Origin of the sequence: Jeotgalibaca ciconiae (assembly GCF_003955755.1) — a bacterium.
Lineage (GTDB): Bacteria > Bacillota > Bacilli > Lactobacillales > Aerococcaceae > Jeotgalibaca > Jeotgalibaca ciconiae.
The window spans coordinates 851,998-878,595 of record NZ_CP034465.1; the positions used below are offsets into that span (position 1 = coordinate 851,998).

General features: G+C 37.4%; 19 protein-coding genes. 2 read left to right on the plus strand and 17 right to left on the minus strand.

Annotation, left to right across the window (positions count from 1 at the left end; genetic code table 11):
- Window positions 1-15: 15 nt before the first annotated feature.
- From EJN90_RS03985 to fdrA, 14 genes are all read right to left on the minus strand, one after another.
- The gene (locus EJN90_RS03985; protein WP_126112262.1) at window positions 16-1,683 is read right to left on the minus strand and encodes a Na/Pi cotransporter family protein; all 1,668 of its coding nucleotides are present in this window, start codon (window positions 1,681-1,683) and stop codon (window positions 16-18) included.
- A 524-nt stretch (window positions 1,684-2,207) separates the two neighbouring features.
- Window positions 2,208-3,383: an aminotransferase class I/II-fold pyridoxal phosphate-dependent enzyme gene (locus tag EJN90_RS03990; protein ID WP_126108978.1), complete on the minus strand. Its 1,176-nt coding sequence runs from the start codon at window positions 3,381-3,383 to the stop codon at window positions 2,208-2,210.
- Window positions 3,380-3,862 (minus strand): Lrp/AsnC family transcriptional regulator, encoded by a 483-nt coding sequence (locus EJN90_RS03995; protein ID WP_126108979.1) that lies wholly within the window; start codon window positions 3,860-3,862, stop codon window positions 3,380-3,382. Before EJN90_RS03995 ends, EJN90_RS03990 begins: the two co-directional genes overlap by 4 nt.
- 230 nt (window positions 3,863-4,092) lie before the next feature.
- A complete protein-coding gene (locus EJN90_RS04000; protein ID WP_126108980.1) occupies window positions 4,093-5,853 on the minus strand; it encodes a glycoside hydrolase family 3 protein in 1,761 nt (586 codons plus the stop codon).
- Window positions 5,854-6,123: 270 nt separating this feature from the next.
- On the minus strand, window positions 6,124-7,182 hold the full coding sequence (locus EJN90_RS04005) for an FUSC family protein (protein WP_126108981.1): 1,059 nt from the start codon (window positions 7,180-7,182) through the stop codon (window positions 6,124-6,126).
- A gap of 452 nt (window positions 7,183-7,634) precedes the next feature.
- Window positions 7,635-8,681 (minus strand): LacI family DNA-binding transcriptional regulator, encoded by a 1,047-nt coding sequence (locus EJN90_RS04015; protein ID WP_002319287.1) that lies wholly within the window; start codon window positions 8,679-8,681, stop codon window positions 7,635-7,637.
- Between the two features lie 333 nt (window positions 8,682-9,014).
- Complete coding sequence (locus EJN90_RS04020; RefSeq protein ID WP_126108983.1) at window positions 9,015-9,329, minus strand: PTS lactose/cellobiose transporter subunit IIA; 315 nt, start codon at window positions 9,327-9,329, stop codon at window positions 9,015-9,017.
- Window positions 9,330-9,384: 55 nt separating this feature from the next.
- Complete coding sequence (locus EJN90_RS04025) at window positions 9,385-10,749, minus strand: PTS sugar transporter subunit IIC (RefSeq protein WP_126108984.1); 1,365 nt, start codon at window positions 10,747-10,749, stop codon at window positions 9,385-9,387.
- A gap of 18 nt (window positions 10,750-10,767) precedes the next feature.
- On the minus strand, window positions 10,768-11,070 hold the full coding sequence (locus EJN90_RS04030; RefSeq protein ID WP_002305086.1) for a PTS sugar transporter subunit IIB: 303 nt from the start codon (window positions 11,068-11,070) through the stop codon (window positions 10,768-10,770).
- A 47-nt stretch (window positions 11,071-11,117) separates the two neighbouring features.
- Window positions 11,118-12,557, minus strand: a complete 1,440-nt coding sequence (locus EJN90_RS04035; RefSeq protein WP_126108985.1) for a glycoside hydrolase family 1 protein — start codon at window positions 12,555-12,557, stop codon at window positions 11,118-11,120.
- A 73-nt stretch (window positions 12,558-12,630) separates the two neighbouring features.
- On the minus strand, window positions 12,631-13,524 hold the full coding sequence (locus EJN90_RS04040) for an ROK family protein (RefSeq protein ID WP_002305082.1): 894 nt from the start codon (window positions 13,522-13,524) through the stop codon (window positions 12,631-12,633).
- A 475-nt stretch (window positions 13,525-13,999) separates the two neighbouring features.
- The gene (arcC, locus tag EJN90_RS04045; RefSeq protein WP_071243070.1) at window positions 14,000-14,941 is read right to left on the minus strand and encodes a carbamate kinase; all 942 of its coding nucleotides are present in this window, start codon (window positions 14,939-14,941) and stop codon (window positions 14,000-14,002) included.
- Window positions 14,942-14,991: 50 nt separating this feature from the next.
- Window positions 14,992-15,834 carry an oxamate carbamoyltransferase subunit AllH family protein gene (locus tag EJN90_RS04050; protein ID WP_126108986.1) on the minus strand — a complete coding sequence of 281 codons (843 nt, stop codon included), beginning with the start codon at window positions 15,832-15,834 and terminating at the stop codon, window positions 14,992-14,994.
- Window position 15,835: 1 nt separating this feature from the next.
- Window positions 15,836-18,838, minus strand: coding sequence for a bifunctional FdrA/YlbE family protein (gene fdrA, locus EJN90_RS04055; protein ID WP_126108987.1), 3,003 nt, complete (start codon window positions 18,836-18,838; stop codon window positions 15,836-15,838).
- 158 nt (window positions 18,839-18,996) lie between these two features.
- Here fdrA and EJN90_RS04060 point away from each other — a divergent pair, with 158 nt between their 5' ends.
- On the plus strand, window positions 18,997-20,613 hold the full coding sequence (locus tag EJN90_RS04060) for a PucR family transcriptional regulator (RefSeq protein WP_126108988.1): 1,617 nt from the start codon (window positions 18,997-18,999) through the stop codon (window positions 20,611-20,613).
- 93 nt (window positions 20,614-20,706) lie between these two features.
- Here the strand turns inward: EJN90_RS04060 and EJN90_RS04065 are convergent, their stop codons facing one another.
- On the minus strand, window positions 20,707-21,987 hold the full coding sequence (locus EJN90_RS04065; RefSeq protein WP_126108989.1) for an MFS transporter: 1,281 nt from the start codon (window positions 21,985-21,987) through the stop codon (window positions 20,707-20,709).
- Between the two features lie 23 nt (window positions 21,988-22,010).
- Entirely contained in the window at window positions 22,011-23,243 is a 1,233-nt protein-coding gene (locus EJN90_RS04070; protein WP_126108990.1) for a dicarboxylate/amino acid:cation symporter, read from the minus strand.
- 256 nt (window positions 23,244-23,499) lie between these two features.
- Here EJN90_RS04070 and EJN90_RS04075 point away from each other — a divergent pair, with 256 nt between their 5' ends.
- Window positions 23,500-25,131, plus strand: coding sequence for a PucR family transcriptional regulator (locus EJN90_RS04075; protein WP_126108991.1), 1,632 nt, complete (start codon window positions 23,500-23,502; stop codon window positions 25,129-25,131).
- Between the two features lie 234 nt (window positions 25,132-25,365).
- Here the strand turns inward: EJN90_RS04075 and EJN90_RS04080 are convergent, their stop codons facing one another.
- Complete coding sequence (locus EJN90_RS04080) at window positions 25,366-26,595, minus strand: amidohydrolase family protein (RefSeq protein WP_126108992.1); 1,230 nt, start codon at window positions 26,593-26,595, stop codon at window positions 25,366-25,368.
- Window positions 26,596-26,598 lie beyond the last annotated feature (3 nt).

Consider the following 26,598-nt stretch of genomic DNA (forward strand, 5'->3'; position numbering starts at 1 on the left):
AAAGTGGCTTTTTATTTAGATTACTTCTGCTACTTTACTTTGAGAGAATGGATAACGATAACCTAATGTATGTTTCGCAATTTTCACGGTATGATCACTCATACGCTCTAGATTCGAAACAATATCGACAAATAATATACCATCAGAAGGTTGTCCAATCCCCGCATTCAACCGTTCAATATATTTTGCTCTTAAATGAATCTCTAATGCGTTAATTTCTTTTTCTCGGACTAATACTTTTTCTGCTAAATGTTTACGATTTTCACTAAATGATTGAATCGCATCTTGAATGTTTAGTTCAACTAATTCAAACATATGCACCAAATCTTCATCAAATAGTCTCGTTTCTTTTTCATCATTTTCTTTTCGATAACGTTTATCAATTTGAGCACCATCTTTAATATTTTTTAAAATACTTTCCGAATGGTCTCCGATACGTTCCAAATATTTTGTTATGTCCACCATTGTTGTATGCTCTTCGGAACTTTTAGCTGGTAGTTCTTCTCTTGCAATAACTGTCAGATACTCCGTTAATTTCATATCGATTTCATTCACGATTTCTTCTAGTTGCAATGCTTTTTCACGTACTTTTTCATCTGGTGTTTTAAAATAGGAAAAAACAGCACCGAATTCGTCTTTTACCACTTCACCCATTTCAACGATTTCCAATTTTGCTTGATTTAACGCCAATGCTGGTGAAGTTTGAACCATTGAAAAGTCTAAGCGCTTATCATCATAAGCAACTACTTTTTCTTCGCCTGGAATAATCTTAGTGACAAGCGCAGCGATTTGACTAATGAACCACATTTGAATCAGTACATTAACCACATTGAATAACCCATGCGCAAATGCGAGCTGCATCGCAGGATTTAATTGAAATAAATCCCCTACCATGCGTACTACATTAGAGAAAGGATTTAAAACAAGCATAACCAAGATGGTTCCTACCAGATTAAATACAACATGGGACGCAGAAGTACGTCTAGCGGCAACACTTGTACCAATTGCAGCTAATATTGCTGTAATGGTGGTTCCTATATTGCTACCGAAAAGCATCGGTAAAGCGGCTTCTAAAGTAATCGACCCTTGCGTATACAATTCTTGGATAATACCTATTAGGGCACTAGAACTTTGTACCAATAAAGTCAATACTGTTCCTAATGAAACACCTAAAATTGGATTATGAGATAAACTCAGCATTAATTCACGGAATTGTGGCAAGGTTTCTAGCGGAGCCATCCCATTCCCCATTAATTCTAAACCAAAAAATAAAGCTCCAAATCCAAATATAATTTCTCCCATATTGTTTATCAATTCCTTTTTAGTGAAAAATAAAAGCAAGGAACCGATTGCTATAATTGGTAAAGAGTACGCACTAATATTAATTCCAATAATAAAAGCAGTAACGGTTGTACCAATATTTGCTCCCATCACAACGCCAATGGCTTGCTTCAAGCTCATAAATCCGGCGCTCACTAGCCCAACCGTTAAAACAGTGGTAGCAGAACTACTTTGAATGATAACTGTTACAACCATTCCCGCTAAAATTGCACGAAAAGGATTGGATGTGAATTTATTTAAAATCGAGCGTAAGTTATCCCCTGCTGATCTTTGTAATCCGTCTCCCATAAACTTTAAACCGAATAGAAAAATACCCAAACCACCAAAGAATTCAAACAACATTTGTTGAATGTCCACAATAAACCTCCAATATTTGACTTCCCACAGTCAATTGATACTACTATCTTATCCTTTCTTCCTTGTAATTTAAAGGATTATATTATAAAAATAGAACATGTTTGCATTCGATTGAAAGAAAATCGTAAAACGTTCGAAGACTGCTGTTTTAGCAAGTGCCGTCTAAAATATCAGGTAGCGCTTACACTCGTTTAGCCTTATACGAAGAATCAGGGAGCTTCACTCTCACTTTCCGGGCTGAAGGTTACACTTTTGCAAATCACGGGAGCTTCACTCTCACTTTCCGAGTCGAAGGTTACACTTTTGCAAATCACGGGAGCTTCACTCTCACTTTCCGAGTCGAAGGTTACACTTTCGGAAATTATGGGAGCTTCACTCTCATTTTCCGGGCTGAAGGTTACACTTTCGGAATTTCATGTCAAATTACAAGCAAAAAGGCTGAGCATTTCACTCAGCCTCGTCATACTATATCTGCAATGTACAAACTAACCCCCAAGAAAATGAAGGATTTATTTTTTATATTCTTCTCGTAAACATTTAATAAAACGTTCTACTCGGACAAACGCTTCCTTTAATTCTTGAATGGAATAAGCATAGGAAATTCGAATATATCCTTCTCCTGATTCTCCAAATGCACTCCCTGGTACAACTGCAACCTTTTCTTCTTGAACAAGCTTGGTAGCAAATTCTTCAGATGTTAGACCAAATTCAGAAATATTCGGGAAAATGTAAAAAGCACCATAAGGTACAAAACAAGGTAAATTCAACTTTTGAACAGCGTCCATTAAAAAGCGACGACGTTGATTGTAGCTTTCTCGCATTTCAGCGACTTCTTTGTCACAATCGCGAATAGCAACAATTCCCGCATATTGACTGGAAGTTGGTGCAGCCATAATCGCAAATTGATGAATTTTTGTCATTTGTTCCATGATTAATTTCGGGGCTGCAGCATAACCCAAACGCCAACCGGTCATCGCAAAACTTTTTGAAAAACCATTAATAACCACAGTTCTGTCTCTCATTCCTGGAATAGCAGCAATACTGATATGATTATTTTGGTAAGAAAGTTCACTGTAGATTTCATCACTAATTACAAATAAGTCGTGTTTCAAAATCACTTTAGCAATCGCTTCTAAGTCTTCTTTCTCCATAATCGCTCCAGTTGGATTATTAGGATAGGAAAGAATGATTACCTTGGTTTTCTCTGTTATTACTGCTTCTAGTTCCTCTGCTTGTAAACGAAATTCATTTTCTTCTTTTAATTGAATCGTAACAGGTACACCATCCGCCAAAACGACACAAGGGAGATAAGACACATAGCATGGTTCTGCAATAATAACTTCATCTCCGGGATCAAGCATCGCCCGCAAAGCTAAATCAATGGCTTCGCTTCCTCCCACTGTAACTAAAATTTCTTCTTTGGGATCATATGAAAGCTGGTAACGACGATTTAAGTAATACCCGATTTCTTCACGCAACTCTAACAGGCCGGCATTTGCTGTGTAGAAGGTATGTCCTTTCTGTAAGGTATACATCCCTTCATCGCGTATAATCCAAGGAGTGTCGAAGTCAGGTTCTCCTACCCCCAATGAAATCACTCCTGGTATTTCATTCGCAATTTCAAAAAAACGACGAATTCCGGAGGGAGCAATTGCCTGGACTTTTTTATTTAAAGGATTTCTCATGGAGAGACCACCATCCGTTTGTCTTCATCGTCATCCACAAATAAGGTCCCATGATCTTTGTAGCGTTTCAAAATAAAGTGAGTTGCTGTTGATTGTACTTCTTCAATAGTAGAAAGACGACGTGCCACGAAAGAAGCAATATCTTTCATTGGTGCTTTTCTCATCTCAACCAACAAATCATAGGCACCTGACATTAAATAAACTGCTTCTACTTCAGGATATTGATAGACACGTTCTGCGATTTTGTCAAAACCAGATCCACGTTGCGGATTTACTTTTAATTCAATCACTGCAGAAACTTCATCATCCTCTGCTTTTTCCCAGTTTACTAAAGTATGATAACCACAAATTACTTTGCGATTCTCCATTTCTTTAATCGCTTCGGCAACTTCATCCGCTTCTAATCCCAACATGATTGCAATTTCCTCAGGAGTTAACCGGCTGTCTTTTTCAATGATTTTTAAGATATTTTCATTCATTTCTTGGCTCATTGTGCTTATCCCTTTCAGCATAGCATTAGTAGGTTTTAAATATCTTCCATATTATCACTTGAAACGATAGAGTGCAATAAAAGGTTGTATAAATAAACTTTAAGCTTTGCATTAGATACATTCAAAAATAGTTTAAATTATGTATTATTTTTTTAAAATTAATTGATTCAAAAAAACTCATTCGCCTTTTATAGCGAACGAGTTTTTATACTTTTTTATTAGAATCTTGTGTCTTCGAATCCTGCAAATGCGTCTACTGGAGATACACCAACAAATTCAGAACGACCTAACATTTTTTCGATCAATGCTTTCATGGTAACTTCTTTAGCGTCGTATGCATTGATATACGTTTGTACTTGAGGCACATCCGCTAAATGGAATGGTGCTTGCAAGGAAACAAAAATTGTTGGCACTTCATGTACGTAGAACGGAATGTCCGGAGTACCTTTTGAAGCTGGCCACTGAACACGTTGGTCTGTATTCGGGTTAACAACTGCTAAGTTGATAATCAAATCATAGTTATCCGTTAGTTCAGAGATTGGACGTTTTTGTGCATAAACATTACGCAGTTCAGCTTGACGTTCCTCAGCTGGTAATCGGTTGATACGTTCTTCTGCGGATTCCCAGATAGAAACTTCAAATCCTTCTGCTTCCAGCAATTCTTTGAATTTAGCAGATGGTTTTTCATTGTTTCCAATCAACGCACCGAATCCACCTGAAGTACCTTTTACGTCTACTAAAAGAACGCGTTTTTTACTTTCAGCTGAAATTGGGAAAATATTCTCGTTGTTTTTAACCAAAGTAATTGCTTTATCAGCAACTTCTTCTGCAACTTTAACGTTTTCTTCTAGGCCAATTTTAGCCATTGCTGCTTCTTTTGAAGGAAGAATTTCAGTTTTTTCTTTTTTATGTAATCCAAGCATTGCTTTCATACCTAGGATACGAGTTAAAGCTTCAGTCAAACGGTCTTCTGTGATAACGCCGTTCTTGTAGCCTTCCATCATCCATTGGAAATCTTCATCTGGATCATTGAAGAATAAGAACAAGTCAGAACCAGCAGCAATTGCTTGTGGAAGCATATCTTTACGTTTCATAACGCTTGTCATAGCAACCATGTGACTTGCATCTGTAACAACTACACCATTAAAGTTCATTTTTCCGCGTAATAAATCTGTCAAAATTTCTTTACTTAATGTAGCTGGCATATTAGCTTCTTGAATAGTAGCCTCTGGATTAAAGTGGCGTACATATGATGGCAATGCAATGTGTCCAGCCATGATTGAAGGAAGACCTGCATCAAACAGTGATCCGTAAACTTTACCAAATGTTGCATCCCATTCTTCTACATCGTAGTGGTTAGGAGCAGCTGACAAATGTTGGTCACGCTCATCAATTCCATCTCCAGGGAAATGTTTTGCTGCTGGAGCAATACCACTTTCTTGGATACCACGCATGTATTCTAAAGATAATTCGATTGTTTGATCTACATCTGCACTCCATGTACGAGTTGAGATGATTGGGTTACGCCAGTTGCGCAACAAGTCTACGATTGGTGCAAAACTCCAGTTACAACCAATTGCAGCTGCTTCCACACCAGAAATACGGCCTAATTCATAAGCGTATTTTTTATCATTTGTTGCAGCAATCTTGATTTCATGACCAACGTATGTTCCGTCAGTACATGCGCCATTACCACCTGACTCTGTGTTCGCAGCAATCAGCATTGGAATTTTGCTATTTTCTTGAAGAATACGATTTTGTTCATATACTTCTTCTGCCTTACCAGGGTTGTAACGAACCCCCCCAATATGATAGTTATTCAAAATGTCCGTCAAATATTCCTCTGTACGTTCAGCCCCCATGTTAATAAACAATTGACCGATTTTTTCTTCGTCAGACATATTTGCGATTGTTTCTTCAACCCATTTAATTCCTTCGCCATCAAGGTTATAAGGCTTTGCAGTTAAATCTACTTTCATTTTCAATCTCCTCTCCTATTGATACAACTAATTGTATAGTATCTTTTTCGTTTTCTACAATTCATTAGACAAAACGATCGTTCTGCCCAATAATCCTTCTATAAGTATACGCTTTATCGGAAACGCACTCATTAACTTATCGTGCATTTCCATGTACTTTTATTGCAATTTAATTGTTCTTTCACAAGAAACAAATATACAAAAACTGCTTAGTCTACAAAAAAACACCTCCTAAAGAACCAGCTTTAGAAGGCATTTGATTGAATAATCTTATTTCAAAAATTTTATTCTTTTTTCGTGAATTCGAAGCGCTAGCTCAATTAAGGCCGCACCGACAAATCCGATAATACTTCCCACCACTAATCCCAGTAGACGATATTGTACCAGATCATTTACAAAAAGACCGCTTGATAATTGCGCCAGCAACAGCGACACTGGATTTGTAAAGAAATTAGCTACTCCATAATTTCTTACCATACAATATTCTACACAGAGCGTCAGAAAAACAATCAAGATAATGACGGGTACTATACCCAAATTCAACGATAAGAGGAAAAAACCAATTAACAAACCTACAAGTCCCCCTAGGATTCGCTGTAGATTTCGGTGAAAGATAACTCTTATTTCCTGTCCCGCTAATACAGCTACAGTAGATATCGTTACCCAATAAGGATTACCAAATCCAAGTTCCTGACTTAAGTAAGTCGCAAAGAAAATAATTCCCGCATGATGGATAGAAGAAAGCAATAAAACTGAATCATGTTCAATCGCATGGTTAATTCGCTCTTTATAACTAATTTCACTGCTATTCACTGGGCGATGAAAATAATGAGCGTTTATATATCCCGTTAAGCAAGCCATGAGGATGGACGTTAAAACACCGATTCCAACATATCCTACTGCCGGTAACATTTCCGAAAACGGCAATCTCATTCCAGTTCCCATTGAAGTAACCATGATGACAAAAAATGCTCCAGGATTTGGTATTTGCAATGTTCTTACCACTAAAAAGCCAATCAAACTCACCAAACTAATAACAATTGGAATGGTCCAAGGCACTAAGGTAGACAATAACCCTAAATAAAATCCTCCCATAATCCCTAAGCCGGCTTTCAAAATTCGTTTTGCCAATTTTGGTAAAGGCAGAGGTGTAAAAGATAGGAAGGCAAATGTTCCTAAAGCTCCTAAGGTTCCAAATTTCATATTTCCACTTATTAATCCAATTGACATGGGAATTGCGATATTTAATCCTGCTCCGATAACACGAATAATCGAATCATCCGTTTGTTTAAAATGAAATAGTTCTTTTAAGAAATTATTTTGTTTCATTTACAATCTCCTTCATATAAGAAAAGCGGACAAGTCCGCCTTGGCCTATGAAAAAATAGGAAATTTGACCCTGAATGAGCAGCGAAGCGCGCAATGGGGCAAATTTATCTTTTTTTCACTAGGTCAGGACTTGGGAGCTAGACATTGATGGCTGAACTTATAATCCCCTAGTCTACAAAAAAATATGCTCCCCCGATATAAGAAAAAGAGGAGGAGAAATCGTTTAAAAACTTTTTAAATTATCTTATCATGAAAAAAGAAAGTCTGCATAATTTTTGTATAACTACTCAAAGAAGGAGATGTTTGGGAAATATTCCTGTTTTTGCTGAGATTTAAAGTACAGAGCATTTTTGGGCGCTGTACTTTACTTTTCCAGTCGACATAGACACAGACATTGTCTACCTCAATCAAAATAATCAAATAATCAGCTCCAACTAATTCAGCAAGTTTTGCTACTGCAAAATCCCACAACTCTCCCTTTCAACTAATGAGACAGGTACTACATTTATAGATGGCTTCGTTTCACCTTCAATCGATGCAACAATCGACTTTGTGGCGATATCAGCCATTTCTCCTAACTTCATTTTCATAGAAGTCAATGGCGGATTAAAATATTTAGACGATTCAATATCATCAAATCCTATAACAGAGATGTCATCTGGAACTTTGAGACCTCTTTCTTGAATAGCTTTGATTGCTCCAAATGCTATCTTATCATTACTGGCAAAAATAGCCGAAAACTCACTATTTCCATTAAATAATTTTTTCGCAGCCTCATATCCAGCATTTTCCACAAATTCGCTATTTACAATCAAGTTCTTATTTACTTCTATCCCTGCATCTTCTAATGCTTTTTTGTATCCTCTTATCCTGTCTTTAGAAGAGAATTTGACCGTACCGCCTGTAATATGTGCGATTTGTTTATGTTTTTTATCTATGAGATATTTTGTCGCACAATAAGCGCCGTTGTAATTGTCCGCATTCACTATCATGCACTGGTTATAGGTGGCATCTTCAGGTCTGATTGATTGATCGAGCAGCACAACTTTATACCCTCTATCAATGATTGTTTTTATCGATTCATCGTCGTCATTCTGGCCTATGAAAATCCCACCAGAAATTGTCTTATTATAAAAACTCTCTTTAATTTTTTCATAGCCTGCGACGCTATGTATAATATGGACAAGAACCAGGTAATCCATCTCACTTGCTGTTTCTATCACTGAACTAGTAAATTCTAGATAATACGGACTTTTGGTAATTCTATTTTTTAGTCCAACTTCTTCATGTATCAGGTCTATAATAAATAAGCCGATCACCTTATTTTGGCTTCCTGCAAGCATCCTTGCTGAAGCATGTGGCACATACTCATGTTCCTTAATTACTCTTAAAACCTTTTCTCTTGTTTCTTCCGAGACATTTGAATAATTATTTATCACTCTGGATACAGTACTGCGTGATACTCCGGCAATTTTTGCAATTTCAGTACTATTCATCATAAAGGCATCTCCTTTCGTTCGTAAACTCGTGTTCATACTGCAACACTATATTATTTGTCCATTTTTTTCAATCTTTTTCTGTTTTTCGAAAAACTCTGCCTGCTTCAGGATTCCAGCAAAAGGAGACTTTTGGCAATACCTTTCATGCAGAAACCATCAGCAAATGCCTTCAACCGCAGAACAAACCAACACCTCGGTGTTTTGTTCTAAAAATAAGGCACCCAGGATTATATTTCATCCTGGGTGCTCTATGTTTTGCTGCTGGCATCAGATTCTGCCTGTAAAGTAAGCAAGCAATTCTAGTTCGTCTAATATTTTCTCTTTCATGTTCACTTATTTATTGTTTAACTGTTTGAACATTTCTATCATTTCTTCGATTAATAATTTAGTTGTCTCCGTCGACATCAATTGATCTTCTGCGTGCATGATGATTAACGAAAGTTCAACTTTTTCGCCAGCAGCTTCTTTTTGTATCAAAGAAGTATGTGCATGATGGCCTTTCACAAAATATTCCGATGCTTCAGCCATTTTCTTTTCTGCTTCATTGTACTTTCCTTCTCTGGCATCTCTTAATGCTTCAATAGCCAATGATTTGGCCATTCCAACATTACTGATTATACTAAAAGCAGTTAATTCAATTCCTTCCATGTGTAAATCTCCTATCTTGAATCTTTCGGTTTGTTCTCAGCGTACTGCAGCTTTTTTAAATCGATTCTACTACTTCTTGTGACTGTATTTCATTCTCCATTTCATCTTCAATAATCGCTGCTTTATTCGCTGCGATTACAAACGGCGAGTAAATCAATACACTCACCGCAAGACAGATGAATCCGACAAACAGTGCGACGATATTTCCGCCTGTACCCAAGAAAGGCATCAATGGTCCTGGTGTTGTCCAAGGAATACCAATCGTTACCGGCGGCATAATCTTAAGAATCATAACTGCGGTATAACCAATCATAATGTTAACCAGTGGCGCAATAATAAATGGAATAATGTAAATCGGATTCAGAACAATCGGTAAACCAAAGATAACCATTTCGTTTATATTGAACAAACCGGGTGCCAAAGAAAGTTTGGCAATACTTTTTGATTCCTTATTTTTCGAGAAAATCAACATAGCAATGATTAGACCCAATGTCGCTCCTGAACCGCCATATTCAGAGAAAGCAGTAGCTAAACCACTGTACGTTATCGGATAAGGCGCTCCCCATGTAGTACCGCTTTCAGCATAATGTAAGAGGTTTGCGTTTCCGGCTTCCGAGAACATGGTATCTCGAATAGCTGCAATCGTATTTGGTCCGTGTATTCCCATAGCCCATAGCGATTGAGATAATAATGCTAAAATAAGCACTGAGAATAAACTTTGACTCATTCTGGTCAATGGTGTTTGAATGATGTTATAAATTAATTCATGTAATCCGCCCGGTGCAGCCATTTTTACAAAGTAGTTGAGGACGGAGAAGAAAATCGTCGTGATGATAATCGGGATCAACACTTTGAAGGATCTTGCAACTGCTGAAGGTACTTGTTCTGGCATTTTAATTTCTAACTTATCTGATTTTGCTAATCTAGACATTAGTTCGCCGACCAAGAGCCCAACCAAAATTGCTACAAACAACCCTTGTGCGCCCATATATTGATTTGTTAGATAATTTACTCCTTCATTATCGAAATAATCAGGATAGATGATGAAATAAACAGAGATTGCGGTCAAACCTGTCAACAAATCATCGCCTTCCATTAGTTTCGCAAGGTTTCTGGCTATCAAAAACACAATCAGAATCGAGAAAATATCAGCTGAACCTTTAACAACTGGAGCGAACACTGCTTGGAATTTAACAATACCCGGAAAAAGTTTATCGAATTGCAAGATTTTAAACATGAATCCATCTGCTGACAAGAAAACATTATTCAATAACACCATCAATGATCCTGCCATCGTTAATGGGAATGATAAAATAAAAGCATCTCTTACTGCGCATATATGTCTTTGAGCGTTCAACTTTGTAGCTACAGGCACTAACAATCTTTCTATAGCACTTTGAAATTTGTCCATAAAACTCATTTTTTTTAGCCTCTTTTCCTAGTTTATTTTTTGTAAAGCATCTTCTAAAATCGCTTTTCCATTCATCATTCCATACAGCCGCATGTCCATCACTTCTACGGGAATTCTGCCTTTTACAAGTTTTTCAACGGTCCCTTTCTGGAAACGCACTTGTGGTCCTAAAAGAACGATATCGACATTATCAACGGCCGTACTTGCCTCTGCAACTGGAAGAGCATCTATTTCTACTTCAATTCCTTTTTCCTTTGCGGAGTTTCTCATTTTGGTCACAAGCAAACTTGTGGACATTCCTGCTGAACATACTAGTAAAATTTTTTTCATGGTCTATCTCTCCTTGTTTTTTCATATTCATTGATTGTGAACGATTCTTATAACTCTTCTCCATTGGTGCGAATAACATTTTTGTACCAATAGAAGCTGTTCTTTTTGATTCTTCTCAAATCTTTTTGATCATTTTCATCTCTGTCCACATACACAAATCCATAGCGTTTTTGATAACCATTCAACCAGCTTAACAAATCTGTAAATGACCACGTGCAGTAGCCTAGAAGATCAACACCATCTGTTATTGCTTCTTTACAAGCCTTGATATGTGCGCTCAAGTAATCGATTCTGTGAGCATCATTGACAGTGTCGTCTTCTTCAAGCTTGTCGAATTCTCCAAGCCCGTTTTCTGTAATAAGTATTGGAAGATTATATTTGCTGGTCAATCTTCTTAGTCCAATTCTTAAACCAGTAGGATCAATTGCCCAGTCCCAATTTGTTGTTTCCAGATGTGCATTTTTTGCATTTTTATAAACTCCGGGTAATCCGCTTTCTTTAGCGGTGCCTTTTTTACCTGTGTTATTGATACCTTCCGATTGCCCTACTCCATCAAGCGGATTGAATGCAACTGTGCTTGTTTGGTAATAATTTATTCCGATAAAATCTGGTTTTACTCTTTCCAATAATTCAAGATCTCCATCTTCAATAGTGGGTGCGATTCCAAGTCTTTCGTAATATTTAAAAGCGAACACTGGATATTTACCTTTGCAATAAACATCGAGCCACCAATTGCAATTTAAATCCTCTGCATTTTCTGCGGATAAAACATCTTTTGGATCGCAACTGAATGGATAAACTGGTCCAAATGCAAAGCTTGGTCCAATCATGCCGTCTGGAACATATTTTTTGAAGGATTCAATTACGGTAGCATTAGCTAAGTTCGCTATATGATTCGCCTCAAGCATTCTCTTTTGATCTTTAACAGCTGGCGGGTGCATAGCGGTTACGTAACCTAGTGTTACAAATATATTTTGTTCATTCAATGATACCCAGTGCTTAACTTTATTCCCAAATCTCTTGAATAACGTTACACAGTATTCATTAAAATCATGAATGATTTCTCTTGATTCCCATCCGCCGTACAAATCTTGAAGATGTTGAGGTAAATCCCAATGGTACAACGTAATGATTGGTTGGATATTGTTCGCGATAAGTTCATCTATCAAGTTTTCATAAAATTTTAAGCCTTCTTCATTTACTTCATTTCTTCCATTGGGATAAATACGTGTCCATGCAATTGAGAATCTATAAGCTTTCAATCCCATTTCAGCCATTAAAGCTACGTCTTCTTTGTATCTATTGTAATGGTCGACCGCGATATTCCCGTTTGTATTCTTAAATGTTGTCCCCGGTTGGCGGGTGTACACATCCCATACACTTTCCCCCTTTCCATCTTTGTCCCATGCTCCTTCAACCTGATACGCTGCAGATGCCGATCCCCATAGGAAATCATCTTGGAATTTGTCTAATTCTTCGTATATCACTGAATCTTCTCCTCCGTTTTCAATATAAATTTATTTTCAAACATTCTTTCTTGAAACAAAACTGTTGTGTATTTTAGATAGAAGCTTTTATAACAGCACCCAGTATGTTGGCATCGTTATTATGCTTGCATCTATTGATTTCGGTAGTAATAAAATCCGCTTCTAAATACTCCCTACAGGTTTTCTTATACGTTTCTCTTACTTTATTGATGAACCAGTTTTCTTCGGATATTCCTCCACCGATGCATATCACTTCAGGATTATAAAAAACGGTGATTACTATTAATTGAGCCACTATGTTTCCTATCCATTCATCTACTGAAGACACAGCTGATTCATTTCCGTTTAGGTACTTCTTGCAAACCTCATTTCCATACTGAACCTGCTCCTCCCGATTAGCTTTTTTATTGTATAAATTAACCAATCCGGTTATCGAAGCATAATCACCCATCTTATCAAGGCCGCCTATCTCAGCGTTTACAAAAGGCATATTATGGAATTCCCCCGCAAACGAATCTTTTCCATACACAACTCCGTTTTCGTCGCATATGCATCCGCCTGTTCCTGTACCTATAATCAAAAACGCTGAAGATTTGTATCCCTTTGCATTTCCAATTTTAAACTCACATAAACCTGCCGCTTTTGCATCATTGATTGCGGACACTTTTTTATTTGTCCTTTTGTTGATTTCATTATTGATATTTGTGCCGTACATTATAGCTACGTTAGGAGCAGCATAGGATTTAACATTCGAATCTTCATCAATAAGGCCGGGTGCGCTTACACCGATTTTGTCAATTTCATCTACATTTCTTATATTTGAACATATATAATCGTAAAATTCGTCGGCTGTATTGTACTTAACCGTTTCGACTTTCCACTTCTCTTTGATGCGATGTTGCTTGTCTATTAATGCATACTTAATGAACGTCCCTCCTATGTCTATTCCTAAACTTATTTTCCCCATAACATTTCTCCTTAAAATGAAGGTCTTGCAGTTTGCCTTCTTATATTGCAGCTTGATTCAAACTCATAAACGCGCGTTCATGATTTGTTAAAAAGAAAAACGATACGCTCATTTCCACCTTTTTTTATACGATGAACATCCCATGAACGCGCGTTTATGGATATAGCATATACTGAAACCAATTACATTTCAATACTTTTTTTATTTTTTTTATTTTTAATGTGTAGTTTTTGTTTGAAAAGTACCTTTTAATTCCACCAATACTAAAAAATAAGGGAGCGATTTCATCTTCATTTAACCAGTTTTTTAAAGTACAGAGCAAATTTCTGGGCTGTACTTTATTTTTTTGACTTCAAAATTGATAGAAATGAACATTTTGATTTTCATTATCATTTTTCAGAAAAAAATACCTTCTCAAGTTAATAAATCAACTTAAGAAGGTATAGATTTTTATCACGCTAAACTGTTAAAGCAATTATTTTATTACCGTTGTTACATCACCGTTACCATCAAATAATTTACCAGCATTTTCTAATGATGTAATAATCGCTTTTCCATCTTTCGCATTTTCAACAAATTCAATTGCTGCTTCTACTTTTGGTAACATGCTGCCAGGAGCGAATTGGTTTTGTTTTATATATTCTTTTAATTCATCGACCGTTACGTCGGTTAATTTTTTTTGGTCTGGTTTATTCCAATTGACATAGACATTGTCTACCCCAGTCAAAATAATCAAATAGTCCGCTCCAACTAATTCAGCAAGTTTTGCTGCTGCGAAGTCCTTATCAATAACCGCTTCAATTCCTGTAAATCCTTCCTCAGAGGCGATTACCGGAATTCCACCGCCACCGGCAGCAATCGTAATCACACCGTTATCTGTCAATGATTCTACAATTGGGTATTCTAAAATACTCTTTGGTTTTGGTGAGGGTACAACTTTACGCCAACCACGACCAGCATCTTCAATAAAGGTCCCGTTCCCTTTTTTCATTTCAACCTTTGCTTCTTCCTCGCTTAAAAATGGACCAATCGGTTTTGATGGATTTTCAAAAGCCGGATCATTTTCATCCACTTGTACTTGAGTAACTAAAGAAACAACTGGCTTTTCAATATTATGAGCAATCAATGCTTCACGTAAAGCATTTTGCATCCAAAAACCAATACTTCCTTGTGTCATTGCCACAAGAGAGTCCAGCGGAAATGCTGGATTTTTTTCTGAATCTGCTGCGGCATGCTGAAGCAACAAATTCCCTACCTGCGGACCGTTTCCATGAGTGATCATAATTTGGTGGCCCTCTTTTACAAAACTGACTAAATGCTCACTTGTTTGACGCAATGATTCTTTTTGTGCTTCCGCTGTTGGAATATCTGTTAAAATGGCGTTTCCACCTAAAGCAACAACTATTTTTTTCGGCATATTTCCATTCTCCCTTACTCTCGCTTATTATAAAAATCAACGACCGCTCTTCATGACAAAGATTTCTCTAGTTTCTGCAAAAATAAAAAAATACCAAAAAGCGTGTCCCATCCGGAAGTGTGTCCATAATCAGCAATTCTTGAAATAGCTTCATTCCAGTCAGTCATTTTTTTATCTTTGATTATTTGCAACAGAGAGACAAACTGAGTGCTTATGTAACCAGATAACAAAGCTTTGTAGTAAGCATCACTTACTTTTGTTGTTTGTGTACGCTCTAATTGAGTTAAAATGAACGAAGACCATTCCATTGGCATAGAAAAAGAGTTTGACATCATAATCATGCCCATCAACATGTCATCCCCACTTGGTGTAAGGCCTATCCCTCTTCCTAAAAAGTGAGCTACGAACTGCTGAAAAAACTCATGATTTTCCCAATTTGCATCCAAGAATTCTTCTATAAACAATTGATCACGTTCATTTGCAACTAATTCAGTTTTCTCATCAATTCCTAAAGATTGGAAATTGTTCTTTAAATTATAAATCAACTTCGGGTTGATTTCATCTATTTTAGGTATTTTACAATCAATTTCATTAAATTTATCCAGTTCTAACTTCCAAGTTATCTGTCTAGCATAAATCATCCAATTATTTTGACGGCTTTTTACACGATCCTCCACTTTGATACTTGTTAGTAATTTCTTCCATTGATTAGATGGAATACCAATACCAAATGAAGAAAGTTCTTTGCCAGTTTCGCTAAAATGAATTAACTGATCCTTAAAAAGAACATTGAAGCTGTTTGTAAATATCGAATGAACATAACCAAACCCATCTTCTGAAAGAACATGGGATAAAAAATTACTTTTTATCCCATGGCTAACATTCGTAATCATCTTATTCTACCGAAATTCCTAATGACTCAGCATAGGCAACTAACGCCTTTTCAAAACAAGCAAGCGGAGCTCTCACCGTACCAGCGCCTACTTGGCCTTTTCCGGCAATTTTATGCGCAATACCTGTATTGATAAGCGGTGTAATCCCTGTTTCCACTACTTTACGTACATCAATTCCAAGAACTGAACCTTTGAAGTCCCAAGTAGGAATCGTCCAATTTGGATTCAAGCTCACGGCAATTTTTTCCATTTCATTCGATACATCCAGCGCTTCTTGGAATCCGCCTGCTCCTACAAATCGGGTCACTCCAGGAGCAGCAATCATTGCCATCCCTCCAACCCCTACTGTTTCTGTAATGGCACTATCTCCAATATCCGGATTCGCATCCTCTTCCGTAAAGCCAGTGAAGTACAATCCGTTCGGGGTGTTTACTGGCGCAGTAAACCATTCATCTCCTAGTCCAGCAATACGAACTCCAAAGTTTTCTCCGTTTCGAGTCAATGTAGTTACTACCGTTCCCTCTTTAATCTTACGCGCATAATCGACCATTGCTTTTCCGATTGCCATCATAATATTTAAGAAGAACTGGTCTGTCTGTGCTAAGAAGTCAATAACTGCTTTCTTATCCTTTTGATCAATATCCAATTCAATAATGGTTGGTGTAACTTCTTTTAGGAAAATGAGTGATGCTGCTATATTCCGTTGGTGGAATTCATCCCCCATCGTAATAGCTCTGGCAACAATTACATTCAGATTCAAGCCGCCTTCCAGCTTGCGCAGCGCTTTTCCTAAAACAGGTCCAAGAACATCTTTCATCCAAGTGAGGCGGTCCACTACTTCTTGTGAATAGGCACCAAAGCGGAGTACTTTCCCAATTCCTTCATTCATTGTACAGTATGCAGTTGTACCGTCTTGCTTGTTCTCAACCACTAGTACCGGCATGTTAGCAGAAGTGATTCCACCCATAGGACCTACTGCATTCACATGGTGACACGGAATAAATTCCACCTCTCCGCTTTCTAATTGACGACGAGCTTCTTCTTCCGAATCAGCCCAACCTTCAAACAAGCTGGCTCCCACACAAGAACCTTGCATCGGTCCAGTCATATTTTCGTATTTGATTGGAGGGCCTGCATGAAGCAATACTTTGCCGTCCAATTCCGGAATCACACTGATAGCAGGAACGACATCCATCAAGAATGGTTGTGAATCTCTTAAACGTCCAATTACTTTCTCGTTGGCTTGGTCAATTTCTTCTGCATGCTTATTCAACTCATTTAAAATGCGAATGAGTTTTTGATTCCCGCCAGCAACCGGTCTCCAATCAAATTGGATGGCTTTTCCGCCATAAGTTTCAATCGATTCAGTAAAGCTTTCAAGACCTACGTTGATGACTTGTGGTGTGGAATTTAATAAAGCGTCTACCTGTGGGCTGATTTCTGGCAGAGTCACTTTTTCTTTTTCGTAGGCCACGACTCCTTTGGGTTCTTCTACTAATTCTGCACCCATTAATTCTAAAGCAAGACGAATGGCACGAGCATTGCTATCCTCTACTAACACACCTGATTCTTTCAGTACTTCCACTGATTTATCGTAATCTTGCGGATCATATTTTGTACCACACACAGTTGCCACAATATAGAAATCGCGGTCAGCTTTTCTTGCTGTTTCAAAAGCTTCTTCAATAGCAGGACGCAAAGCATTTGCCATATCGGGATGCGAACCATATCCTAACACGATATCCAGTAAAATAATCCCAGTTGTTTCATCTTCTACTGCTTCCTTGATTTTATTAATCCGTACTTCCGGATCAATCATCGGATGAGGTCTGCCTTGCGTATATACATCATCACCAAGGTCAACCACTTGGAATCCTTTTGCGTTTAAAATGTAACCTTCTTCTTTTTTCGATTCTTCTACGTTCAATACTTCTGAAATTAACATAGCAGCTTCATTTGCTAACGTCCCTCCAGAGTATAAGCCTTTTACTGTTTTTCCTTCCGGTAATGTTTTAGTTACTTCTGAACTAAGTGGCTCTAAATAGCGTTCTTTCACTTCATTTCCTTGCGCTAAATCAACCGCAATCTGAGCTGTTTCTTCCAAAGTATGGGCTAAATAAACATTCCCTTCGTGATTTTCCGGTTTTTCGCCTAAGAAAATCGCAACAACCGGTTTCGATACTGCGTGCAATAGCTCCATCACTTCATCGCGTACTTTTTTTGCTGGTGGTTTGGATATGATCACAATGACATCTGTTGGATCATGATGTTCTAACCCGACAATGGCATCCTTCATCGTGATGCCGCCAACCTCTTCCCGTAAATCGCGTCCACCCGTTCCAATAGCATGTACCATACCGCCGCCTAAACGTTCAACAATCGTGGAGACTTCTTGAATACCGGTTCCAGAAGCACCAACAATACCGATGTTGCCTGGATTTACAACATTTGTAAAAGCCATGGGAATGCTTGAAATAATCCCTGTACCACAATCCGGCCCCATTAATAGGAGTCCTTTTTCATGAGCTTTTTGTTTTAAACGAATTTCATCTTCCAAGGCGACATTGTCACTAAAAGAAAAAACATGCAGTCCTTCATCTAAAGCATGTTCAATTTCATCTGCTGCATAAATCCCTGGAATTGAAAACAGTGCCATATTAGCATTCGGTAATGCTGCTAAAGCTTCTTTCCAATTACTTACATTTGTTACAGAATCAGATTCTTTTTTCACGGAAAGATCCGTTAAAAATTGGTCCGCTTTTTCTATTACTTGATCAACAACTGCCTGATCATCTGTATCGACAACAATCACCATGTCATTTGGGGTCGCTTTATCTACCTCATCCGTGTACAGGTCTGCTGAACGAAAAATATCTTTATTCGCATCGGTTCCCATCATTACTTGGCTCTTTTTTACACCATTTAACGTACTCACTTCATTTGTCAAAAGCATCAGGTTGATTGAATCCTGGTAGCTATTTTGTTTGATAACCGTATAAAGCATAATCCTACCTCCTTTATTATTACTCTCATTATAAAAAATAAATGATTACGCATACATTGCAAAGAACACTAAATTTTATCATTATTTTTATCTATACTGGACAAATGATATTTTTTATTGCATGATTTAGGAAAGTTAGCAGAAAAGGAGTTTGACTAATGCCATTAACCGTAAAAGATATTTTGCAATATCCATCTTTAAGCAAAGCATCCCTGATTACTGGAAGTATCGGCTTGGAAAATGAAGTGACGAATGTCATGGTAATGGAAGCCCTCGATATCGAAGAGTGGGGACATGCGGGAGTTATTTTGCTGACAAGTTACTTTGCTTTAGAAGATGCTTTGCCAGAAGAAATCGATATTTTCTTTAAATATGCAAAAGAGATTGGAATTGCCGGTTTCATTTTTAAAATGGACCGTCTCGTAAATGAAATTCCAGAAACTTTTCTCTCTAATTGCAGGAAGTACGACTTCCCGCTTATTCGAATTGATAAACAAACTACTTACGAAAGAGTCATGAATGATATCTTGGAATCAATCATCAATCGAAATGCCTTTATTCTAAAAAATTATTATGAAATTCATCAGCAATTCATCCATCTCATGATGAATCAACCAGACGTTTTGCACATTTTGCATAACTTAAAATCTTTAATCAATCTTCCTGTGACATTAGTTGAAAAGGTAGAGAAAAAGATACTAGGAACCGATGATTATTATAACCACTTTCAAATTGAAGACAAAAAAGATCTAAGCCAACAACAATACATGAATATTCAATATAAACAGTATTTAATTAATTATACAGCTCCTGATACTTCCATGCCTTCTACAGCTCTCTCGATTTCGGTTCCGAATTTAGGATACGAAGAGTACGAACTCATTATTCATCAACTTGATAAGAAGTTAAAAGATGTGGATTTTGTAGCAATTGAAAATGCCGTAGTCGCCTTGCAAACGGAACTTGTTAAACAGTATGCCTTAAGAGAAAATAATCGTTCTCGCTTCAATGAAATGGTTTCCGATTTATTACATGGCCGGTTCAATAATAAAGAGGACATTATTGATACAATACATGATTTGAATTTAGATACCGAAAGTCTCTATCGGATTGTGCTTTTCAGCTTTGAGAATAAACAAACAGAGGCATCTCCACAGCTATTATCTCGTTTTAGCGATGTTTTGATCAACCATTCAAAAGTTGAATTCTCTGATTTTGTTTATGTTACACGAAAGGAAAAAATCATTTTAATCATTCCTGCAAATACAACTTCGCTAAAAGAAGTAAAAACGAAGGTCAATAAAATGAAGAGTAAAATCAACAAAAATCAATTGTATGAAAACTTTGAAATGTACACAAGCATCAGCAATAAAGTTGATCCTTTTAACATTCCAGAAGGTTATCGACAAGCATTTGATACTTATAAAATTTTACAGATGATTGATGAACCTCAAGCAATTGCTACCTATCAAGATATGGGGATTTATCAAATCTTTGTAGAAACAGGGAATTTAGAGACCTTAGAAAGATTTGTGCCGGATAAAATATGGGAACTGCAAAAAAACAATCCTGAGCTATTAGAAACACTCCACGCTTTTATCGATGTAAATCAAAACTACTCTGATGCCGCTCAAATTCTCTTTGTTCATCCCAAAACGGTTCGATACCGGATCGATCGTTTAAAAGAAAATTATCAAATGAACTTCCACAATCCAGAGGAGATTCTCCAATATAGTATTGCTATCAGACTCCTGAAAATACTGCCGAAAAAATAGAAAAAACTTCTAAAAACCGATTTAAATGCCCATAAGAAAAGGCTGGATTTCGCCAGCCTTTTCTCTTTCATTGAATGATAGTGTCAGTCGTGATTAAATAGAATTAGGTACTTTCTCTTCTCTTGCCAATGTAGCGAATATCCCTACCCCAATAATCAATAGGACCGCTGCTAGATAGAACCCGATTTGCATAGAACCCGACGTGTCAGATAAGAAGCCTGTGATGTAAGGTGCTAAAATCGAACCCGACATTCCTACAAAATTATAGGCACTTAATGCGGTACCGAGTGCTCTCCTTGGCGAATGTCTGCTTACAAATGCTACCAAGATTGGATCCATCGCTAATTTCCCTGTCACTCCATAAATGATTAACATAACAATCAGCAGTGTTTGATTCGTTACAAATGCCATTAAGAAAACTGAAAGTGCTGCAATAGGAGCCAAGATATAAACGATACGTTTTGTATTTTTCATCCGATCCGCACGAATCGCAAGGAAAATAGCTCCAGGGATAGATGCCCATGGAACGAGCGAGGAAATAAACCCAACGCTTGCTCCTTCAAATCCTCTCTCTTGAATTAAGAATGTAGGCAACCAAGTAATAATTACAAAGTTCGCATAAATACTTGCGAATACAAGGATAAACGCAGCTAAAAGATTACGATTCGCAAATATTGATCCCAGCGAAATTTTTGCTCCTTCGCTTTCATCATAACCATTTCCGCCGTTCGTTGCTTCTGCTTGTAACTCTTCTTTCGTTTTGTTTTGATCTTCCGGTCTAACAATTTTTTCTTTGAGAAGAACATAGAATAGAATCCCAACAATTACCGTAGGAATCGCCATAATAAAGAAAGGTCTACTCCAATGTTGGCCATTTTCCAATACTAATTGACTGGATAATAAATACCCGCCAGATGTACCAAAAGCCATCCCACTATTAATAATTGCGGTACCTAATGTAAGTGTCCGCGTAGGAATCGCTTCACTTGACAATGCATATTGGGGGCCATAATAGGCACCTTGGCCAATTCCGGCTAATGCACGAATAAATAGAAACATGACAAAGGTAGTCGCAATCCCACTCGCATATGTCATCAAACCAAACAAGACAAAGCCCACCATAATGACTAAACGTCGTCCAATTTTATCACCTAATGCACCAAATGGAATCTGAACAACTGCATATGTTAAGAAAAAGATACTGTTGGCCAAACCTAAATCAGCATTACTTAAGCCAAACTCTTCACCAACGACTCCCATGATTGGATTAAAAATGGTACGTGTAGCGTACATGATAATCCAGCCTATAAAACTTAATAAAACTACGCGCCACCAATAACGCTCATTCACAGACACCGCTCTACTGTTATCCATCTAAACTCCGCCTTTCATTTCAATCAAATTTTATTAAATACTTCATAATCAATTGCATCTTCTGTTTTTGCCACTATAAAGGCTGTTGTTGCATCGGCAGATACATTCAGAATCGTTCGAAGCATTCCTACAAACCACTCGACTCCAGCAAATAAAGCAATACTTTCAATCGGTAAGTTCATTTGCGGCACAACGATCGCAAGCGAAACAAGTCCCGCTCCAGGAACGACTGCATTTGCCAAAGAAGCTAATGCCGCTAAAAAAGCAATGTAAATATAATCGCCGACTCCATAATCAACTCCATATATTTGTGCAATCGTAACGACAGTAATGGCCATGTGCATAGCAGATCCGTTACTGTTCAATGTCATTCCCAAAGGCAAAACTAATTTTGCTACTCGGTCATGAATACCTAATTTTTCTCTTGAATCTTTTAAAGCTGTTGGAAGAGTAACCGCTGATGAAGTGGTTACTAAAGCCATGATTGCCATTTCAGCCATGTTTTTTGTAAGCTTGATGACGCTCACTTTACAAACCATAGAAGCTGCTACAAACCAAATGACTAAATAAATGAGTGTTGCAAGGGCGTAGACACTTAAATATTTCAGTAAAGGTAAAATAACTTGAAGTCCCATATTTGAAATTGTCGAAGCAATAAGAGCAAAAATACCGATGGGCGCTATGACCATAACCATGCTGACTAATCGAAGAATAATCACATTGAATTGTTTTACAATATCTAAAATACGGTTTTCCTGATCATCTACTCGGATATAACTTAATGCTAAACCAAACAATACCGAAAAAACAATGACATGGACAATATTTCCTTCTGATAGAGCACCCATAATATTACTTGGGAAGAAACTTAAAATCGTATCCCCAATTGATTGTGCTGCATCCTGAGCAACTTCGATTCCTTCACCTGATATGTTTGTGCTATCAATTCCACTTCCTGGTTGGAATAATACTCCAGCCAAAACACCTACAGCTCCCGCTAAAACAGAAGAAGCAAAGAACAGTATGAATGTTTTTACTCCCACACTTCCTAAAGTTTTAGGATTCAATTCCCCTACTGCTTCGATAATTTGTCCCATTACCAATAAAACAATCGACATCTGAATTAAACGTAGAAAAATTGTTCCCACAATCTCCAAAAAGCCAACGTAAGCTCCAAAGAACGCTCCTATTAATACACCAAGAATTGTTGCGATGACAATTTGCGTCAATAGATTCATGTTCTTGACTCTTTTCATCTTACTAACCACCCTTCTTGTGGATCTTTTTTCTTCCTCCTATTTCCCTTAGTTTCGATAAAATAATAATGACTAAAAACCTTACATCAAGAAAAGAGTATAAATTGACCCAGCACCTCCTTTATGGTATCTCTATTATAGAAAACAATTGTTATCGCATACATTACAAGTTAAACTAAAAAAAACTGATTTTTTTATCCCTTATAGACAATACAATTTTTTTCTTGTATCTCACCCAAGCAAAAGGAGGATCTCTATGGCGACAATCGAAAGCATTCTTGAATATCGTTCTTTTCAACATGCAAGTCTTGTTACGGGCTATGAGAAATTAAGCAACGAAGTAAATGGCATCATGGTAATGGAAGCACCGGATATCGAATTGTGGGGACGAAAAGGTTTATTAATTTTATCGAGTTACTACGCTCTACAAGATTTATCTGATAGAGAAATTGATTTATTCTTCGGCTTGGCTAAGAAAATCGGTATCGCGGGATTTGTTATAAAAATTGATCGCCTCATTTCTAATATCCCTCCCAAGATTGTTTCATATTGCCAGCTGTATCAAATTCCCTTAATTGAAATAGACAAGAGAACTTCTTATGGACAAATTCTGACAGAAATATCCAATAAAATTATTAACCGGGATGCTTATATTTTACAAAGTTATTATGATACACATAAAAAATTCTTACAGCTAATGATGCAGCAGCCCGGTATTCCAGTCATCCTGGAAGTCTTACAGGATACAATCGATAAACCAATCACCTTATTGGAAAAAGTTAAAAATAAAATAATAACAACCAATGAGGCTTTAGTAACGTATAAAGTAATCAAAAAGCAGCCTCTGCCATTTAAAAAAGAAATGAATTTTTCTTACAACAAATATACTGTAGAATACGCCCAATACTCTCCTCACAAAAGCTATACACAATTTGTTATTTCGATTCCTAACCTTGGCTATGAAGAGTATGAGTTGATTATTCACGAAATGGAAGAATCAATTGATGACATTGATTTTATGATTATCGAAAATGCAATCGCTGCTATTCAAATTGAACTATTAAAAGATGAAGCCATTCGCCAAAATAATCGAATTCGTTTAAACGAAATGGCTTCTGATTTACTACATGGTCGTTTGAACTCAGAGGAAGCAGTCATGGAGACTATTTTGCAGCTCCAACTAAATCCTGAACTGAATTACCGGGTTATCTTATTTGCTTTTGAACCTAAGAAGGAAAACATTTCTCAGCGTTTGATGAATCGTTTTACGGACGCAATTATTTATCATGCCCGTCCCGTTTTTCCAGATTGCACGTCTGTCACTCGAAAACAGAAAGTTTTTCTGATTGTACCAGCAGAAAATCTTTCTCTCGACAAGACAAAAGAAATCACAAATCGCTTATTGAAACGCATTCTAGAAAAAGATGTTTATCGCGTATTCGATTTGTATATCTCAATCAGCGACTATTTCAAACTCCAAGATCTGCCTAAAGGTTATCAGCAAGCCTTTGATACTCAAAAAATCCTACAGCTGATGGGGAAAAGAAACCAAATTGTTACCTATCAAGAAATGGGGATTTATCAATTATTCGTGGAAACAGACAACCTCCACTCATTAAAACGATTTGTGCCGGAAGTCATTTGGCAATTACAGGAGGAAAACCCAGAATTATTAGATACTCTATCAATCTTTTTGAATGTCAATCAGAGCTTCTCGGAAGCCGCACAAAAATTATCCATCCATCCAAAAACTGTTCGATATCGTGTTGACCGCTTACGGGATGTCTATCAAATAAACCTCAATAATTCAGAAGAAGTCTTGCAATATAGTATCGGAATACGTCTTCTGAAATTACTACCGCAGAGAAAAAATCAAACATTATATTGAAAGGTTTGTACATACTGCGCAATCGGATAGATTCATCTTTTTCACTAGGCAAGGAATTGACTGCTGGACATCGATGGCAGAAAAATTCATACCAGCAACAAAAAGCCGAGTTAGAACAATCGATCTAGTTTCCGAGAGATAGTCTTGGACCGCTAGACATAAAAAGCAGAATCTATAATACCCTGTCTCCAACGAAAAAAGTTGCCTCCTTGAAAAGAGACAACTTTTTCATCTTTATTTTGGCCACTCTATTTGAATATGTTTATCCATCTCGACCGTTACTTTTCCTTTCTTGATGACAAACAAACGATCCGGAATATCAATCACGGCGTTTTGATAGTCTGTGGTATCTAGTAAAACGAGGGTTGCTGGTTTTCCTTCTTCAATACCATAATCATCCAACTTTAAAGCTCGGGCTGGTTTACTTGTAATCATCGGCAAAACAGTATGCAAGTCGTCTGCCCCGCCTAGATGTGCTACTGGGATAGCCAACATCGCTACTTGCATCAAATCACCATTCCCATACGGGGTGAAGGGATTTCGAATGTTATTGGTTGCAAGCACCACATTTACACCGCCATCACGCAGTTTTCGAATTGGGGTGACAGCTCGTCGCACATTATATTCATCGTGGCGGCCTCCTAAGTGTAAATCAGTCATCGGCAAACTCATGACATTAATGTCCGCTTTTGCCATCAACTCAATGATGGGTTTCAGTTTTTCATCCGGCACAGCTCCTAAACTTGTTAGATGACCGACCGATACGCGTCCGACATACCCTTCGTCAATCGCTCTTTGGGCTACCATTTCAATGGTTTGCCCTTCCGCGTCATCTTTGAAATCTTGATGCAAGTCGATATCTTTATCATATTTTTTTGCAATTTCAAAGACAATATCCAAATGTTTTTTGGGATCGGAGTCATTATAAGGTATTCCTCCGACTACATCTGCCCCCATATCCATAGCACGATACATCAATTCTTCTGTACCAGGTGCCTTGATGATTCCTTCTTGTGGAAAAGCAACGACTTGCATATCTACGAAGTCCTTATATTTTTCTTTTAGCTCCATAATCACTTCAAATCCATGAAAGCCTCCCACTGGATCAAATTCAGCATGGGTACGAATATGTGTTGTTCCTCTTTTAATAATCATTTGTAATGCTTGCTCAGCCCGCTCCCTGACATCTTCCCGTGTAAAAGTAGATTTCAATTCCGCCGTCACTTTTAAAGCCTCTTGCAAAGTTCCTGATTTATTTGGCAAACGATCCGCAATCAACGCTTTATCCAGATGAATGTGTGATTCAACTAATCCTGGAATAACCACTCTTCCATATCCATCAATGATTCGTTTTGCATCTACGTCCAATTCTTTTCCTATCCTTTTAAAAATACCATTATCAATGCCGATATCTACCAATTCATTCGTATCATCTATCACAACATTTTTCACTAGAATATCCATTTT

Coding starts and splice junctions, on each gene's coding strand:
- EJN90_RS04020 (WP_126108983.1), bottom strand. CDS start 9,329: ATGGAAGGAATTGAATTAACTGCTTTTAGTATAATCAGTAATGTTGGA.
- EJN90_RS04025 (WP_126108984.1), bottom strand. CDS start 10,749: ATGAGTTTTATGGACAAATTTCAAAGTGCTATAGAAAGATTGTTAGTG.
- EJN90_RS04070 (WP_126108990.1), bottom strand. CDS start 23,243: ATGAAAAGAGTCAAGAACATGAATCTATTGACGCAAATTGTCATCGCA.
- EJN90_RS04030 (WP_002305086.1), bottom strand. CDS start 11,070: ATGAAAAAAATTTTACTAGTATGTTCAGCAGGAATGTCCACAAGTTTG.
- EJN90_RS03990 (WP_126108978.1), bottom strand. CDS start 3,383: ATGAGAAATCCTTTAAATAAAAAAGTCCAGGCAATTGCTCCCTCCGGA.
- EJN90_RS04065 (WP_126108989.1), bottom strand. CDS start 21,987: ATGGATAACAGTAGAGCGGTGTCTGTGAATGAGCGTTATTGGTGGCGC.
- EJN90_RS04000 (WP_126108980.1), bottom strand. CDS start 5,853: ATGAAAGTAGATTTAACTGCAAAGCCTTATAACCTTGATGGCGAAGGA.
- arcC (WP_071243070.1), bottom strand. CDS start 14,941: ATGCCGAAAAAAATAGTTGTTGCTTTAGGTGGAAACGCCATTTTAACA.
- EJN90_RS04080 (WP_126108992.1), bottom strand. CDS start 26,595: ATGGATATTCTAGTGAAAAATGTTGTGATAGATGATACGAATGAATTG.
- EJN90_RS04050 (WP_126108986.1), bottom strand. CDS start 15,834: ATGATTACGAATGTTAGCCATGGGATAAAAAGTAATTTTTTATCCCAT.
- EJN90_RS03985 (WP_126112262.1), bottom strand. CDS start 1,683: ATGTTGTTTGAATTCTTTGGTGGTTTGGGTATTTTTCTATTCGGTTTA.
- EJN90_RS04015 (WP_002319287.1), bottom strand. CDS start 8,681: ATGATGAATAGTACTGAAATTGCAAAAATTGCCGGAGTATCACGCAGT.
- EJN90_RS04060 (WP_126108988.1), top strand. CDS start 18,997: ATGCCATTAACCGTAAAAGATATTTTGCAATATCCATCTTTAAGCAAA.
- EJN90_RS03995 (WP_126108979.1), bottom strand. CDS start 3,862: ATGAATGAAAATATCTTAAAAATCATTGAAAAAGACAGCCGGTTAACT.
- fdrA (WP_126108987.1), bottom strand. CDS start 18,838: ATGCTTTATACGGTTATCAAACAAAATAGCTACCAGGATTCAATCAAC.
- EJN90_RS04075 (WP_126108991.1), top strand. CDS start 23,500: ATGGCGACAATCGAAAGCATTCTTGAATATCGTTCTTTTCAACATGCA.
- EJN90_RS04005 (WP_126108981.1), bottom strand. CDS start 7,182: ATGAAACAAAATAATTTCTTAAAAGAACTATTTCATTTTAAACAAACG.
- EJN90_RS04040 (WP_002305082.1), bottom strand. CDS start 13,524: ATGGGGAAAATAAGTTTAGGAATAGACATAGGAGGGACGTTCATTAAG.